13 protein-coding genes and 1 pseudogene are annotated in these 15,193 nt (G+C 70.3%); 3 read left to right on the forward strand and 11 right to left on the reverse strand.

Annotated elements, in window-relative coordinates:
• Positions 1-13: 13 nt before the first annotated feature.
• The 10 genes and pseudogenes from EHO50_RS37755 to EHO50_RS45445 all read right to left on the reverse strand — a co-directional run.
• Positions 14-2,002, reverse strand: coding sequence for a heavy metal translocating P-type ATPase (locus EHO50_RS37755; RefSeq protein WP_128436001.1), 1,989 nt, complete (start codon positions 2,000-2,002; stop codon positions 14-16).
• 42 nt (positions 2,003-2,044) lie between these two features.
• Entirely contained in the window at positions 2,045-2,920 is an 876-nt protein-coding gene (locus EHO50_RS37760) for a metal ABC transporter permease (RefSeq protein ID WP_128436004.1), read from the reverse strand.
• Positions 2,917-3,750: a metal ABC transporter ATP-binding protein gene (locus EHO50_RS37765; protein WP_246101774.1), complete on the reverse strand. Its 834-nt coding sequence runs from the start codon at positions 3,748-3,750 to the stop codon at positions 2,917-2,919. The genes EHO50_RS37760 and EHO50_RS37765 overlap by 4 nt, the downstream gene beginning before the upstream one ends.
• An 11-nt stretch (positions 3,751-3,761) precedes the next feature.
• Complete coding sequence (locus EHO50_RS37770) at positions 3,762-4,721, reverse strand: metal ABC transporter solute-binding protein, Zn/Mn family (RefSeq protein ID WP_128436007.1); 960 nt, start codon at positions 4,719-4,721, stop codon at positions 3,762-3,764.
• Between the two features lie 154 nt (positions 4,722-4,875).
• Entirely contained in the window at positions 4,876-5,622 is a 747-nt protein-coding gene (locus tag EHO50_RS37775; protein ID WP_128436010.1) for an SOS response-associated peptidase, read from the reverse strand.
• Positions 5,623-5,664: 42 nt separating this feature from the next.
• Positions 5,665-6,339 carry a DUF6766 family protein gene (locus tag EHO50_RS37780; protein WP_128436012.1) on the reverse strand — a complete coding sequence of 225 codons (675 nt, stop codon included), beginning with the start codon at positions 6,337-6,339 and terminating at the stop codon, positions 5,665-5,667.
• Between the two features lie 124 nt (positions 6,340-6,463).
• The gene (locus tag EHO50_RS37785; protein WP_128436015.1) at positions 6,464-6,871 is read right to left on the reverse strand and encodes a DUF4878 domain-containing protein; all 408 of its coding nucleotides are present in this window, start codon (positions 6,869-6,871) and stop codon (positions 6,464-6,466) included.
• Between the two features lie 510 nt (positions 6,872-7,381).
• On the reverse strand, positions 7,382-7,612 hold the full coding sequence (locus EHO50_RS37790) for a hypothetical protein (protein ID WP_128436018.1): 231 nt from the start codon (positions 7,610-7,612) through the stop codon (positions 7,382-7,384).
• Positions 7,613-7,622: 10 nt separating this feature from the next.
• On the reverse strand, positions 7,623-8,678 hold the full coding sequence (locus EHO50_RS37795) for a DUF2332 domain-containing protein (protein ID WP_220096490.1): 1,056 nt from the start codon (positions 8,676-8,678) through the stop codon (positions 7,623-7,625).
• A 149-nt stretch (positions 8,679-8,827) separates the two neighbouring features.
• Positions 8,828-8,926, reverse strand: a pseudogene (locus tag EHO50_RS45445) (pirin family protein); the annotation flags it as partial.
• Positions 8,927-9,050: 124 nt separating this feature from the next.
• Between EHO50_RS45445 and EHO50_RS37805 the strand changes: the two are divergent.
• A complete protein-coding gene (locus EHO50_RS37805) occupies positions 9,051-11,525 on the forward strand; it encodes a SpoIIE family protein phosphatase (protein ID WP_246101776.1) in 2,475 nt (824 codons plus the stop codon).
• 158 nt (positions 11,526-11,683) lie between these two features.
• Here the strand turns inward: EHO50_RS37805 and EHO50_RS37810 are convergent, their stop codons facing one another.
• Positions 11,684-13,168, reverse strand: coding sequence for an RICIN domain-containing protein (locus tag EHO50_RS37810; protein WP_128436170.1), 1,485 nt, complete (start codon positions 13,166-13,168; stop codon positions 11,684-11,686).
• Between the two features lie 701 nt (positions 13,169-13,869).
• Here EHO50_RS37810 and EHO50_RS44320 point away from each other — a divergent pair.
• Both EHO50_RS44320 and EHO50_RS37815 read left to right on the forward strand, forming a co-directional pair.
• A complete protein-coding gene (locus EHO50_RS44320; RefSeq protein WP_164905063.1) occupies positions 13,870-14,007 on the forward strand; it encodes a hypothetical protein in 138 nt (45 codons plus the stop codon).
• 55 nt (positions 14,008-14,062) lie between these two features.
• Positions 14,063-15,169 carry a ricin-type beta-trefoil lectin domain protein gene (locus EHO50_RS37815; RefSeq protein ID WP_128436021.1) on the forward strand — a complete coding sequence of 369 codons (1,107 nt, stop codon included), beginning with the start codon at positions 14,063-14,065 and terminating at the stop codon, positions 15,167-15,169.
• Positions 15,170-15,193: the final 24 nt, after the last annotated feature.

Here is a 15,193-nt window from a genome sequence, read left to right on the forward strand (position 1 = left end):
CGACTCCGCTCCCTCAGTCGGTCGCGTCGGTCGCCGCCCGCTGCCAGGCCGCGTCGCGCAGCAGGCGCAGTCCGTTCAGGCCGACGAGGACCGTGGAGCCCTCATGGCCCGCGACGCCGAGCGGCAGCGGAAGGGTGCCGACCAGGTCCCAGGTGACGAGGCCGGCGATGAACACCCCGGCAATGACGAGGTTCTGCACGACCAGCTTCCGGGCCCGGCGGGAGAGGGCGACGGTGGTGGGGACGGCGGCGAGTTCGTCGCGGACGATCACCGCGTCGGCGGTCTCCAGGGCGAGGTCGGAGCCCGCCCGGCCCATGGCGACGCCGATGTGGGCGGCGGCCAGGGCGGGTGCGTCGTTGACACCGTCCCCGACCACCATCACCTTGCGGCCCGCGCCCTCCAACTCCTTGACCGCGCCCGTCTTGTCCTGCGGCAGCAGTCCGGCACGCACGTCCTCGATGCCGGCCTCGGCGGCCAGATGTGCGGCGGCCCGGGGGTTGTCGCCGGTGAGCAGGATCGGGGCGGTTCCGGTGAGTGCGGTGAGGGCGGTGACGGTGGCGGCTGCGTCCGGGCGCAGCCGGTCCGCGATGCCGAGCACTCCGGCGGGCGCGCCGCCGACGACCACGAGGACGGCGGTACGGCCGCGCTGCTCGAGTTCCTCGGCGAGCGCGGCGACCGGGCTCGCGTCACCGTCGGCGTGGTCTAGCAGGCGGGCCGGGGAGCCGACTTCGACCGTACGGCCGTTGACGAGGGCCTTCACCCCGACCCCGGGCGCGGAGGCGAAGTCCTGTGTGGCGGGCAGGGCGAGGCGACGCTCGTGTGCCGCGGCCACCACGGCCCGGGCCAGCGGGTGTTCGCTGGGGTGCTCGGCGCCCGCCGCGAGCGTCAGCAACTCGTCCTCGTCCAGGCCGCTTCCGGGCAGCGGCCGTACGTCGGTGACGCGCGGCGTGCCCTCGGTGAGGGTGCCGGTCTTGTCCAGCGCGACGGCGTCGACCTGGCCGAGGCGTTCCATCGCCACCGCCGACTTGACCAGGACACCGTGTCGGCCGGCGTTGGCGATGGCCGACAGCAGGGGCGGCATGGTGGCCAGGACCACCGCGCAGGGCGAGGCCACGATCATGAAGGTCATGGCGCGCAGCAGGGCTTCGGAGAACGCCTCGCCGAAGGCGAGCGGGACGGCGAACACGGCGAGGGTCGCGGCCACCATGCCCAGCGAATAGCGCTGTTCGACCTTCTCGATGAACAGCTGAGTGGGTGCCTTGGTCTCGGACGCCTCCTGCACCATCCGCACGATCCGGGCGATCACGGAGTCGGAGGCGTCGCGTTCGACCCGGACGCGCAGGGCGCCGGTGCCGTTGAGGGTGCCGGCGAACACTTCGTCGCCCGGTTCCTTCGCCGCGGGGAGCGGTTCGCCGGTGATGGTCGCCTGGTCCACCTCACTGGCGCCGTCCAACACCCGTCCGTCGGCTCCGACGCGCTCGCCGGGCCGTACGAGGACGGTGTCGCCGACCGCCAACTCCTCGACGGGGAGGGTCTGTTCGGTGCCGTCGGGGCCGATGCGGGTGGCGGTGGCGGGGGCGAGGTCGAGCAGTCCGCGTACCGAGTCGGCGGTGCGGGCGGTGGCGAGCGCCTCCAGGGCACCCGAGGTCGCGAAGATGACGATCAGCAGGGCGCCGTCCATCACCTGCCCGATCGAGGCGGCGCCGAGCGCGGCGACGACCATCAGCAGATCGACGTCGAGGGTCTTGTCCTTGAGCGCCTTGAGCCCCTCCCAGCCGGGCTCCCAGCCACCGGTGGCGTACGACAGCGCGTACAACGGGCCCCAGGTCCAGGCGGGTGCTCCGGCGAGTTGCAGGGGCAGCGCGAGCAGGAACAGCACGGTGGCCGCGGCGGCCCAGCGAACCTCCGGCAGTGCGAGGAGCCGCGTACGCCGCCGGGGCACGTCGCCGGACCGCGCGGACACGGAGCGGTCGGCCGACGGCGAGGTGAGCGTGGAAGTCATGCACGGCACAATACAGGAACAGATGAATACCCATTCATGTCTTCAGGCTGGAGTGGCTCGCGCGGCTCCCCACCGCCGTGCCCGGTACCTCCCCACCAGTCGGCACACGAGGTAGATCGTGAAGGAAATCGTGGTGACGTACGGGCTGATGGGGACGCTGCTGCCGAGGGCCAGCAGGATCCCGCCCTCGATGGAGGTCACCGCGAACACCACGCTGAGCGTCGGCAGAAGCACCGGTGAGGCCGTGATCCGGGCCGCGGCGGCCGCGGGCGTGACGACGAGGGTGAGGACCAGCAGGGCTCCGACGATCTGCACGGACAGGGCGACCGCGAGGCCCAGCACGATCATGAAGGCGAACGACAGCCCCCGTACCGGTACGCCCCGCGCCTCGGCCACCTCCGGGTCGGCGCTGGCGAAGGCGAGCGGCCGCCACATGACCGCCAGCGCCACGAGCACCAAGGCGGAGGTGCCGAGCAGCCAGGACATCTGCGGGGTGTCGACGGCGACGATCTGGCCAGTGAGCAGGCCGAACTTGTTCGCCGCCCGACCCTTGTAGAGGGCGAGGAAGAGCACGCCGAGGCCGAGGCCGAACGGCATGATGATGCCGATCACCGAGTTGCGGTCCCGGGCGCGCGAACCGAGCAGGCCGATGGCTCCGGCGGCGATCAGGGAACCGGTGATCGAGCCGGCCACGATGTTCACGTCCAGCAGCAGCGCGGCCGAGGCACCGGCGAACGACAACTCGCTGATCCCGTGCACCGCGAACGGCAGGTCCCGCATGATCACGAAGACCCCCACCAGGCCGCCGACCAAGCCGAGTGCGACGCCGGCGATCAGGGAGTTGCGGACCAGGGCGAGCAGTTCGCCGTAGTTGTCGAAGTCGAAGATCTGCTGCCAGATCCCGTCGGCGAGGGTCATGGCCGTACTCCGTGCGGCGGTTCGGGGTGATGCGGTGGCTGCGCCACCTCGTCGGGCGCGCCCACGACCGCGATCCGGTCCCGGATGCGGATGACGTCGACCGGTGTGCCGTACAGCTGCGACAGCGCCTCGGAGGTCAGCACCTCGTCGGGTGTGCCGACCCTGAAGCCGCCGCGGGCGAGGTACAGCACGCGGTCCACCAGCCCCAGTACGGGGTTGATCTCGTGGGTCACGAAGACCACCGCCGTGCCGTGGGAACGGCGCCGTGCGTCCACCAGCTCCGTCACGGCCCGCTGATGGTGCAGGTCGAGGGAGAGCAACGGCTCGTCGCACAGCAGGATCCGCGGGTCGGTGGCCAGGGCCTGTCCGATGCGCACGCGCTGCCGCTCGCCGCCGGAGAGCAGGCCGATGGGGACGTCCGCGTATGCGGTGGCCCCGACCGAGGCGAGGATCTCGTCCACGCGGCGGCGTACGGCGCCGGTGCGCAGCCGGGGTCCGTAGCCGTGCCCGTCGATGCCGAAGCGGACCAGGTCCCGGGCGCGCAGCAGCGCATGCGCGGAGAGCGTTCCCTGCTGCGGGACGTAACCGATGTGCCGGCTGCCGCTTCGGGGCGGACGGCCCAGGACCGTCAGCGTGCCGGCGGACAGCTGCCGCCCGCCCAGCAGTGCGCGCACGAAGCTGGTCTTGCCCGATCCGTTGGGGCCGAGCACGGCCAGGAACTCGCCCGGCCGTACGTCGAGATCGAGGTCCCGCCACAGCACGCGCTCGCCGTAGGAGAGGGCGGCTGCGCGCAGGCTGATCACCGCTGCGTCCGTACGGGGGTCGGACACGCCGGGGCGCCTCACTTGGCCAGCGCGCTCGCGAGCGCGTCGACGTTGGCGGTCATCCAGCCGAGGTAGTCCTCGCCCTTGGGCAGGGTCTCGGTCACGGGGACGACGGGAATCCCGGCCGCCTTGGCCGTCTGCTCGGCCTTCTCGGTCTGCGGGCCGGAGGTCTGCTCGTTGTAGACGAGCGCCTCGACCTTCTTGTCGGTGAACAGCGCCAACGTGTCCTGCAGGGTCCTCGGGGAGACGTCGTCGCCTTCCTCAATGGCTTCGCTGAAGGCCTCGGGCGTCGCGTTCGTCAGCCCGCTCGCCTCGATCATGTACAGCGGCACGGGCTCGGTGATGGCCACCGCCTCGCCGCCGTGGTCGGCCTTGATCTTGGCTTCCTTCTGCTCCAGGGGCTTCAGCTTCCCTTTGAAGTCCTCGGCCCTCTTGGTGAAGGTGGCGGCGTCGTCAGGGTCGGCCTTGGACAGGGCGGCGGCGATGCGGTCGGCGAGTGCGGCGACCGTGGGGAAGTCGTACCAGACGTGCTCGTTGAGCTCCCCGCCCGCCGGGGCGCTCTTGCCGGAGACCTTGACCGCGTTGATCACCTCGGCCGACGGGTCGCCGCTCGTCTTCAGCATGCGGTCGATGAAGTCGTCGTAACCGCCGCCGTTCTCGACGACGACCTTCGCCTTGGACAGCGCCAACTGGTTCTGCGTGTTGGCTTCGTAGGAGTGCGGGTCCTGGTCGGGGTCGCTGATGATCGAGGTGACCTCCACCTTCCGGCCGCCTATCTGCTTGACCATGTCGCCGTAGACGTCCGTCGAGGCCACCACCGGGACGGCGGAGGCCGCGGCGGGGCTCTGCGCGGCGGTGCCACTTCCGGAGTCGGCGGAGTCTCCGGAGGCCGACGAACTGCCGCAGCCGGCAAGGAGGATCAGGCAAGTGCCCGTGATGAGTGGGGCAGCGAGAAGTCGGGACGTGGACGCGGGCATGGATACCTCCGAGGCGCGGCGAATTGATCCGCCGAGCTCGATCCGTCCCGGCTTCGGCCTCACGGTAGATGAAAATGGATGTCAAAAGCGTCTCTCGGGCGTCCGCTGGGGCAACCCTTACCGAGAACTCACCTACTCCGGCCGCAGGCTCCGGTCAGGGGGCGGGGACCTCGTCCAGGAGTTGGGGGCCGTTGTTGCGGACGCTGTTCACGGCGGGAGAGACGGGTCGGGCGTCCAGATGGCCGCCTGCCGGTGGGGTGAGCAGGGTGCGCAGGTCGTCGGTGGCCTGATGATGGGGGTCGAGCCAGGCGTCGTAGTGGTCGGGGGTGAGCGCGAGCGGCATACGGGGGTGGATGCGGCCTGCGGCGTCGGTGGCCTCGGTGGTGATGATGGTGCAGGTCAGCAGCCAGGCGGCAGGGTCGTCGGCATCCTTGATCTCCGGATCGCGCCAGTACTCGTACAGGCCCGCCAGGGCCATCACCTGCCCGTCCTCCGGGTGGATGAAGTAGGGCTGCTTGCGGACCTTGCCCGACTTCCTGTCCGTGACCTCGTCCCATTCGTAGAAGCCGTCGGCCGGCAGCAGGCAGCGGCGCTTGACGAACGCCTGGCGGAAGGCGGGCTTCTCGTGCACGGTCTCCACCCGCGCGTTGATCAACCGTGCGCCGATCTTCGCGTCCTTCGCCCACGAGGGGACCAGGCCCCAGCGCAGGGGCCGCAGCCGACGCCGGGCCGCCTCGTCCTCGGCAGCGCCGCGCGGCGTGCGTTCCAGGACGGCCCACACCTCGTCGGTCGGGGCCACGTTCCAGCTCGGCGCGAGGGTTTCCTCCGGATGCCACTCGGACACCTGGAACAGCTGGGCGAGGTCCTCGGGACTGCGGGTGGAGGCATAGCGGCCGCACATACTGCCACTGTGCCGCACGGGAGCGGGCTGCGCTGCGGCTCGTCATCCCTCCACGCCGGTCGCTGTGTGCGCGGCGCCGACAGGTTTGGACTCCGGGGAGCCTCGCTGGCGCAGGTAGATCGACAGGACGACCATCGAGGCCACCGCCAGCAGTTCGGACTGCCAGTTCTGCAGGGTGCGGTTCCAGAAGTCGGCTGAGGTGAGGTACTGGGCCCAGCTGATGGGGGCCTGGAGGCCGCGCAGTTGCTGTTCGTTGTAGGCGGCCGTACCGGTGACGGACTGGGCGAGCCAGGACAGCAGGAACACCGCCCCCATCACCAGACCGAGGGATCGCGAGTACACCGCCCGCCGCCAGCCACCGGCACGTGCCCAGCCCGGAGCGTCGGCAGGGGCGTGCTCACCCACGAGCTGGTCCTTGTCGGACTCGGGGCCCGCCTTGTCCAATTCCTTGGACTCCGGTGAGCCGCGCTGGAGGAGCCAGACGGTGACGAAGACGTAGAGGAAGAACTGCAGGTACTCGGACTGCCAGTTCTCCGTCACATCGACGGCGAAGTCCGACGAGGTCAGGTAGGAGCCGATGCCGATGGGCTCCATACCGTCGCTGACGAGCCGGTTGTTGAAGTCGGCGTGGCCCGCGATCATCTGCCCGAACAAGGTCAGCAGGAAGCCGATGCCGAAAGCCAGGCTCAGGCTGTTCTCGCGCAGGAAGCGACGCATGGTGTTGTCACCTCCGGTCGTCCTCTCCCGTCCTCATCGGTGCGTCAGCCCCACCGTCGTGAAGTAGGCCAAGCCGCCGATCACGATGAGCAGGCACAGGGTGAACATGGTCCGCACCGTTCCCTCACCCGCCTTTGACCTGGCAGTCGTACGGCTGCTCCGGACGGGGCACGCATCCGGCGGCGGTCACCTTCCAGCCGGACGAGAAGTGGGCCAGGAACAGCGTGTCGTCGCCGAGGACCACCCGGGCCTGATCGCCGTACACATCCACTTCCCGTACCACGTCCCCGGCGGGCACCTGTTCCTGAGTCACCGCCTCATCGCATGACGTCTGCTCGGACTTCTCCAACTCCTCGAGCGTGCGGGGAGCCAGTAGGGCGCACGCCTGCCTGCCGTCCCCCTGTCGCAACGCGTCCGTGAATCCGGTGGCGGCAGCGGATGCGCCCTCGCTGCGTCCGCCCGAGGCGCCGCAGCCGGTGGTCACGGCGAGCACGGCCACCAGAACGCCGCGGCACCATCTACTGATCGACATCGCGCATCGCTTCCGCTCACGTCCCGTCCTCTGCGGCGTGGAGGACCAGCATCAGCGACGCGCTCAGGGGCCGCACGGTGACGGGCTCCAGACGGGTGCCCGGGGCAGGAGCGGGCCGGCCGAACGCCGTCAGTGACGTCGCAGCGCGTCGACCGGCGCGCGGTGGTCCTCGCTCAGCGGTGTGCCGAGGCCGGGGCGGATTGCGCCCGTTGCGGATCGGCGGGAGCGGTGCGCTGGGCCACGATGCGAGAGGAGTGAGAGGTGACCCGGACGGCGATGGCGATCAGCGGGAGCAGAGTCAGGTACGACACCCTCGGGGATGCCGGCGCGGTCGGTCATGCTCGACACCCTCATCGAGTCCTTTCACTGGGTGGGCCGCCCCCTTTGGCCGCCGTGGCGAAGCGCGGGAGGTCGGTCGCGTAGATCGTGACGGTCTTGCCACGGCCGGCGCCAGCACTCGGCTGACGACGAACGCCCTGGAGAAGTACGGCACCGGTCAGTGAGGGTGGGTCAGCGAAGCCTGCTCGTCAGTCGGTACGAACCGGACGGCAGCCGGTACGCCGCCGCTGCCGTCCGCATACCGACGAAGCGCACACCGTCCACCCGGGCCGGCGGGGTCCGCCCCTCGCGCACGGAGTCGGCCCAGACGGCCGGAAGTCGCAGGGTGGCCTCGTGGCCTCGCTGTTCGCGGGCACCAGCGGGTCGTACGAGAAGGTCGTGCCGTCGCCGCCGAGGGTCCACTCGCTCCTGATCACGGCGTTGTGGAGTTTGCCAGCCACGCCAGCAAACGACCCCGCGACCAGCAGCGGCCCACGGCCTCGGCGCGCAGAGCCGGCCCGTCGAACACCGCCAGACCGATGATGCTGTGGCCCGAGGCGCGGCGATCGCCGAGGGTCGGTATCGTCGGCGCGACTCCGACACCCTCCACCGACACCCACGCCACCGCCCGGCCGGCCGCCGCTTCGTCGAGGCGGTGCAGGAAGCGCAGGCGGCTCTCGAGCGGGAGGTCCGACAGCGCCCATGTCGTGGTGACGACAGGCAGGGCGTCCGCGGGCACACGGGCGAATGCGTCGGGCAGCACCTCGACGGCGTCACCTTGCATCAGCAGCGCGGGGGCCGTCGCCGCCAACGCCATCTCCGCTTCGAGTCTCGCGGTCCGCTCAGGCTGATCCGGCTGATCCGGCCACAGGCAGGCGCGCAACCATCGGGCGTCATCGGCGTCGGTCACGTCGATCGGATCGAGGTCGACGCCGATCCGGGCGACGACCTCGGGCATCGCCCGCGTCGGGACGGGCCGGTCTCCCACGATCGAAGACGACAGCTGCACGGGAGATGACGGGTCGCCCAGCGATTGTCCGTTGCTGTACTTGATGCCGACGCGATCGACATTGAGATTGAGGCCGGCCGAACAGCCCACGTCGATCAGCCCGACCGCATCCGCGCCCACCCGGCGCGCCGCCTCGGCGATGGCCGGATACAGCACGGCGCAGCGTCCGGTCTCATTGGTCCGCATACGTCGGCGCACGGCGATGGCCACGACCGAGTCGGTCATGCGCAGCAGGGTGTCGATCGCCGCATCGGCGGCAGCATCGCCGTCGGCAGCGGCATAGGCCGCGGCAAGCTCCGGGGCGCGTCCGGCGAGGGCGAGGTCGTGCAGCGCGGCGAGGATCACCGTGGGATGGCGCTTGCGTGCCGGCGCCGTCTCGATGGCGCGCAGTGCCTCGTCGGACTCGCTCAGGGCGACAGCTACGCGCTCGTACAGCGGCGATGTTTCGGCTGCGTCGACCTCGCCGAAGCGTCGGTACACCTGAGCGAGTGTGCGGGCCCTACCCACGGGTGCGGCGTTTCCTGCGGCCGGTGCTGGCATCCCGACGACTTTACCCGGCACGAAGGCTCCGAGGAGGCCCCCGACCGCTTCCCGCTCAGCAGCCACCAGCACTCAGGCGTCCCCGCAGGTCAGCGCACCCTCCCCCGCGCCTTCAACGGCACGGCCGGCAATTCCGGAGCAGGCAGTGGATCACCGTCGTACCCCTTCACCTCCCCGAACCGCACCCCTCCCTGGTTCGCGGGATGGGGCAGTCCCTCCGGCACCTGGCACTCCGAACGCACCGGCCGGAGCGCCGTCGAGCGGGGGCCGATCTAGGCTGGAAGCAGCCGCTGGAAACCAGCCCTGACGGGCATGGCTGTCCGGACGGAGGCGTGGCGCGTGGAGATGGCCGGCAAGCAGGACGCCCCCACTGCCGTTGCCGTGGTGGACCCGGACGGCATGGTGAGCGGCTGGAGCGAGGGGTGCCGGTTGCTGCTGGGCTGGACGGCGGAGGACACCGTCGGCCGCCCCGTGACCGACCTGCTGGTCGATCCCCCGCCACCCGGCTTCCCCGAGGGCTACGGCGTCGGCCCCGACCCGACGGGGTTCATCCCCCTGCGCCACCGGGACGGTTCCACGGTGGACGCCGTGGTGGCGGCTCACCCGCTGCTCGGCCCCGACGGGCGGGCACTGGGCCACGCGGTGACCGTCCAGCGCTGGGGAAGCCGCCCGGTGATCGCCGACCGGGCCTTCGAGCAATGCCCCTTCGCTCTGGGCGTCTACGACCCTGAGCTGCGGTTCCTGTGGATCAACGCTTCCTCGGGACGGGTGATAGCGCACTCCGAGGAGCAAGTGCTCGGTAAAAAGTACCGCGAGCTGTTTCCCGAATTCGACCGCGAGATGTTTCCCGAAAGGGACGACAAGCCCTACACCGACCAGCTCTCCGAAGTGGCGAGGACGGGCAAGCCCGCGCGTCTCATCACCGTCTTCCGCCCGCTCGGCAGCAACTACGCCAACGCCTGGGCCACCAGCATCTGGCCCGTCCGAGATGCCGAGGGCAGGGTCCGCGCGGTCGCCAACTGGGGATTCGACATGAGCGCCGAGTACTGGGCCCGGCAACGCCTGCTCATCCTCAACCAGGCCAGCGGCGGCATCGGCCGGACGCTCGACGTGATCGGCACCGCCCAGGAACTGGCCAGGACCCCGGTGCCGGGATTCGCCGACGTCGTCAGCGTGGATCTCTTCGACGAGGTCCTGCGCGGCGAGGAACCGCCCTCCGCGCCAGCCTTCACCTCCGGCGAGCCCATCACGCTCAGCCGTGCCGCCCAGCACAGCGCGAGGGAGGACACCGACCCGGCTCCCGGGCCCACAATGCCGGTCAGCCACGCTCCCGATTCAGTCGCCGCCCGCTGCATGGCCACCGGCAGGTCCACGGTCGAGCTCGCCGCTGATCCCGGCGAGGGCGGCGAATGGGCCTTCGGGCCCGGGCTCGCCGCCGACCCGGCCCACTGGCCACCGGGCAACCCGTTGATCGACGGGTCCATCGCCGCGGACGGGCTGACCGGCCGGATCACCGTCCCGCTCCGGGCGCGCGGCGCGCTGCTCGGCGTCGTCGCCTTCTCCCGCCGCGACCGGCCCGAGGCCTTCACCGCCGACGACCTGATCCTCGCCGAAGAGCTGACCGCCAAGGCAGCCGTCGCCATCGACAACGCCCGCCGGTACTCGCGCGAGCGCACGACCGCGCTGACCCTGCAACGCAGCCTGCTGCCGCAGGGGCCGCCGAACCAGGAGGCGGTCGAGGTGGCATCCCGCTACCTGCCCGGCGGGACCGGCGCGGAAGTGGGCGGTGACTGGTTCGACGTCGTTCCGCTGTCCGGCGCCCGGGTCGCCCTGGTCGTAGGCGATGTCGTCGGCCACGGCCTGCACGCCTCGGCCAGCATGGGCCGGCTGCGCACGGCGGTCCGCACCCTCGCCGACGTCGACCTGCCACCGGACGAGCTGCTGACCCACCTGGACGACCTGGTCCTCCACCTCGCCAGCGACCTCCAGCCCGCCGGCCAATTCCAGCCGACCGGCGAGTCCGGGGCCACCTGCCTCTACACCGTCTACGATCCGGTCTCGCGGCGCTTCACACTGGCGAGCGCCGGCCATCCACTGCCGCTGATCATCTCCCCGGACGGCGTCAGGACACCGGTATCCGCACAGCCGGGACCGCCGCTCGGCATCGGTGGGCTGCCTTTCGAGGCCACCGAGCTCGAGCTGCCCGAGGGCAGCCTGCTCGCCCTCTACACCGACGGACTGGTGCAAAGCCGCGAACGCGACGTCGACCAGGGGATCGCCGAACTGCAGCGGGTCCTGAACCACTCGGCCACCTCACTGGAGGCCCTGTGCGACACGGTGGTGGACGCCATGCTCCCCGAACGCCACACCGACGACGACGCCGCCCTGCTGCTCGCTCGCACTCACACGCTGGATCCCCACCACGTCGCCGACTGGGACGTCGAGCCCGACCCCGCGCAGGTGCCGCGCGCCAGGAAGTTCGCCGTCGACCAGGTGGACGCCTGGGGCCTGGAGGAGGCGTCATTCGTCACCGAACTGGTCGTCAGCGAGCTGGTCACCAACGCCATCAGGTACGGCGAGCCGCCGATCAGGCTGCGGCTGATTCGCGATACCTCCCTGATCTGCGAGGTCTCCGACACAAGCAACACCGCTCCGCACCTACGCCGGGCCCGCGCCTTCGACGAGGGCGGCCGGGGCCTGTTGCTCGTCGCCCAGCTCACCGAGGGGTGGGGCACCCGGCACACCACCAGCGGCAAGACGATCTGGTGCGCGCAGGCGCTCCCCTAGGGCCGGCCGTTCGGTCCTGCCGGCGTCGCGGGCCCTGGCAGGCGCTCCCCCAGGTTCTGGGAGCAGACGGTGGTGGGCCACCCGAGATCGTTCGTGTGGCCCGCCACCGTTGTACGGATCGGTTCTCCGGCCTTCGCAGCGTGGGTTGGTCGATGCCGTCACCAGCCTGTCGGCAGACCGCCGATGAACGAGGTGAGCCGGTCGGCGATGAGTCGGTCGTCATGGGCCGAGTAGTGCCAGTCGCAGCCGAGGAAGTCCAGGCCCGAGTCGTCGAGGAACCAGTAGCGGACCCCGCTGTCGCCGGCGTCGTTGCGGGCCTTGACCACCTGCTGGACATGGCCGGCGTACTGGCCGGCGCCGACTGCCACGATGGTCGTCCCGGCCCCGTAGCGCGTGCGCAGCTTCTGGAGGAAGTCGCCGTAGGCACTGCGGTAGCCGGCCGCGAGGCTGTCGGGCGTCCACGGTTCACCGGGGTTGATGGCGGTCGAGAAGTCGTTGGTGCCGAGGTTGACCACCACGAGCTGGGGGCGCCAAGTGCCCGGGTTCTGCCAGACGTCGCCGGACACGTTCAGCAGGGCACGGTCGTAGAAGGTCCGGTACGTCACGTCCGGCCGGCCTCCGTTGTAGTTGCGCACCATGCCAAGGCCCGAGTAGCCGTTGATCTGGTAGTCGGCGTTCAGTTGCCGGGCGGTGAGGGCGCCGTAGCTCACATCGGAGTTGGTGTTCCGCTTGACCTGGTCCCAGGTGCAGGTGCGGGATGTCGAGAGGTTGCCGTAGCCCACCGTGAGGGAGTCACCGATGAACTCGATCTGACGGCTGCGGGCGGCCGGTTTGCTCAGTACGGCACCGCCGGGCGCGGCGACGAAGCCTCCGAATGTGCTGGTGTCCCCCGGGGTGTCGTTGCGCTTGACGAGCCGGACAGTGTGCGTGCGGTCCTGCAGGCCGTTGATCCAGTGGGTGGTGTTGCCGGGCGTCACGAGCGTGGCGACGGTGGCTCCGTCGATCTGGACGTCGTAGTCGGCGGCTGAGTCGTTGAGCACGATTCCCACGCCGGTGCCCCTGACGGTGCCCTCGAAGTACACGCCGGGCCAGCTGTACTGCACCGTGTTTCCGGCGTCCTTGACCCGCCCCGCGGTGTGCACCTGCGCCAGCGCTCCCGACGCGCGGACCAGTTGCCACTGCTGGTTGGCCCCGCCCCAGTCGGTGAACTGCACGACCTTGGCACCGTCCGCGGTCGAGGCGTTCTGGACCTCGACGGCCTTGCCGCTGCTACGGCTGATCAACCGGACATAACCGCCCGACGAGTCCGCCAGCCGGAACTGCTGGTTGGCGCTGTTGGCATCACCCCACTGCACGATGTCCGCGTGGTCGGCCGTGGAGTAATTGAGGACGTCCAGGACCTTGCCGGAGTGCTGCGCCTTCAGCCGGTAGTAGCCGCCGCCCGAGTCGACGAACTGGAAACGCTGGTTGGCCCCGTCATGACGGGCCCACTGCGACAGGACCGCCCCGTCGGCAGCGCTCCCTCCCGACACGTCGAGCGCCTTGCCGCTGCCACGGTTGACCAGCACGTACGACGCGCTCGTATCCACGGTGGCCGCCTGCGCCGTCCCAGCGGCACCAAGTCCGGTCAGGAGCGCCGCCATCAAGGCGGTCACCGCGGCGAGCACTCCCGTACGTCTCCCGCGTCCCCACCATGGGACCCTGCATGCCCTGAGCATGCCCTTCATCTGTCTCTCCTTTACCGGGTGCGGCCGCCCGTCCGCCGGGGCGTACCCCCGAGGCAGGGCCAGCCGCGCTGAAGTGGGAACCGGTGTTGTCGGCGGTGAGCTCGTAGCCGTGCAGGTCGGCGTCGCCGTCGACGGTGTCGGAGACGGCGAACGTGGAACGGACCTGGTTGTAGTCGCTGCCCTTCGGCCGCTCGATGTTGGCGACCGCCACATGCGCGACGGCCCCCTTGGTGTCGGTGAACTGCGTCCCGTTGGTCACGGTGACCGGGGGCGGCCTGGACTGGCACCCCGGCGGCCAGAAGCGCGAAGGGCTTCCGACTGTTGGAATCTGTTCGGTTCCGCGGCAGGACAGTAGGCATGCGGCATGCCCTCGTCAATAGTTACCCAAGGTAAATACATCCTATGACGAGCGCCAGGCCACCAGGGAGCAATCCTCAACTCCCGCCAATTTATGGGATTCGCGTTCCGTCTATGGACAGCATCCTCTTCCGTACCCACTAATACATCCCATGTTCTTGGATCGTGCGGCGACATGCGGTTCACCTCCGGGGTGCCTTCCCCTGTGAGTGTGGGTCTGTACTACTCACCGCCGAGCTGGCGCCGCGCTCCTCCTCGCGGTGATCACGGGGCTGGTCTGCACACGCCTCGATCTCTTCACCAGTGCCGCACCCGCCGTCAACTGGACGCTGGTCGCGCTCACTCCGGTCGTCTTCGCGACCGGCGTGGCCCTTGCCACGTTGACGGCCGGCTGCTGACACGAACGGCGATCAGCTCCGCATTCAGCACTCACTCACCGAAGAGGACGCCTGCATGAGAAGGTCCTGGATTCTCCCCCTGGTCACGCTTGCCACTGCCGTGCTCGGGGTGACGGTGGCAGGTGTGACCCCTGCCTCCGCCGCCTCCAACACGCCCTTGCGGGTTATGCCGTTGGGCGACTCGATAACCTGGGGTGTGGGAAGCAGTACGGGCAACGGCTACCGGGGTCCGTTGTGGAACCAGCTTGCGGCGGACGGTCATCCGCTGGACTTCGTCGGCACGTTGCGGGGCGGTTCGATGTCCGACCCCGACAACGAAGGCCACTCCGGATACAAAATCCACCAGATCGCCGCACTCGCCGACGCTCCGCTGACCCGCTACCGGCCCAACGTCGTGACCCTGATGGTCGGCACCAACGACCTCAACGAGAGCTACCAGGTCTCCACCGCCACCGCCCGGCTGAAGTCGCTGGTCAACCAGATCACCGTCGACGTCCCCGACGCGACCGTCCTCGTGGCCTCCCTGGTCGTGTCCACCAGCGGCTCGGAGGAGCAGTACCGGGCCGCGTACAACCGGGCCATCCCCCAAATCGTGAGCGAGGCACAGGCCGCGGGCAAGCACGTCGCGTACGTGGACATGAGCAGCCTGACCACGGCCGACCTGGCCGACACCCTGCATCCCAACGACGCGGGCTACCAGAAGATGGCCGACGCCTTCCACCGCGGCGTCCGGTCCGTGGACAGCGCCGGGTGGCTGAGGAACCCCGCCCCCGCCGCCGCACGCGTGCGGTCCGACCTGGGCGGCAAGTGCCTGGACGTCAATGGCGCCGGCACCGCCGACGGGACCGCCGTTCAGATCTGGAGCTGCGGCGACAGCGCCAACCAGCTCTGGTCCGCCTACACCGACGGCACCCTGCGCTCCATGGGCAAGTGCCTCGACGCCGCGGGAGGGGGCACCGCCAACGGCACCAAGGTGCAGATCTGGGCCTGCAACGGCGGCGCCAACCAAGTCTGGCAGCCCTACAACGGCGGCTACCGCAACCCCGCCTCCGGCCGCTGCCTCGACATTCCGGGCTTCTCCACGACCGACGGCACGCAGCTCCACCTGTGGGACTGCCAGGGCAGCTCCAACCAGAAGTGGACCACTCTGACCGCCGGATGACCCACGCTCCCCGGTACCCGACCC

The organism is Streptomyces cyaneus (assembly GCF_004028635.1).
Taxonomy (GTDB): Bacteria; Actinomycetota; Actinomycetes; order Streptomycetales; family Streptomycetaceae; genus Streptomyces; species Streptomyces cyaneus.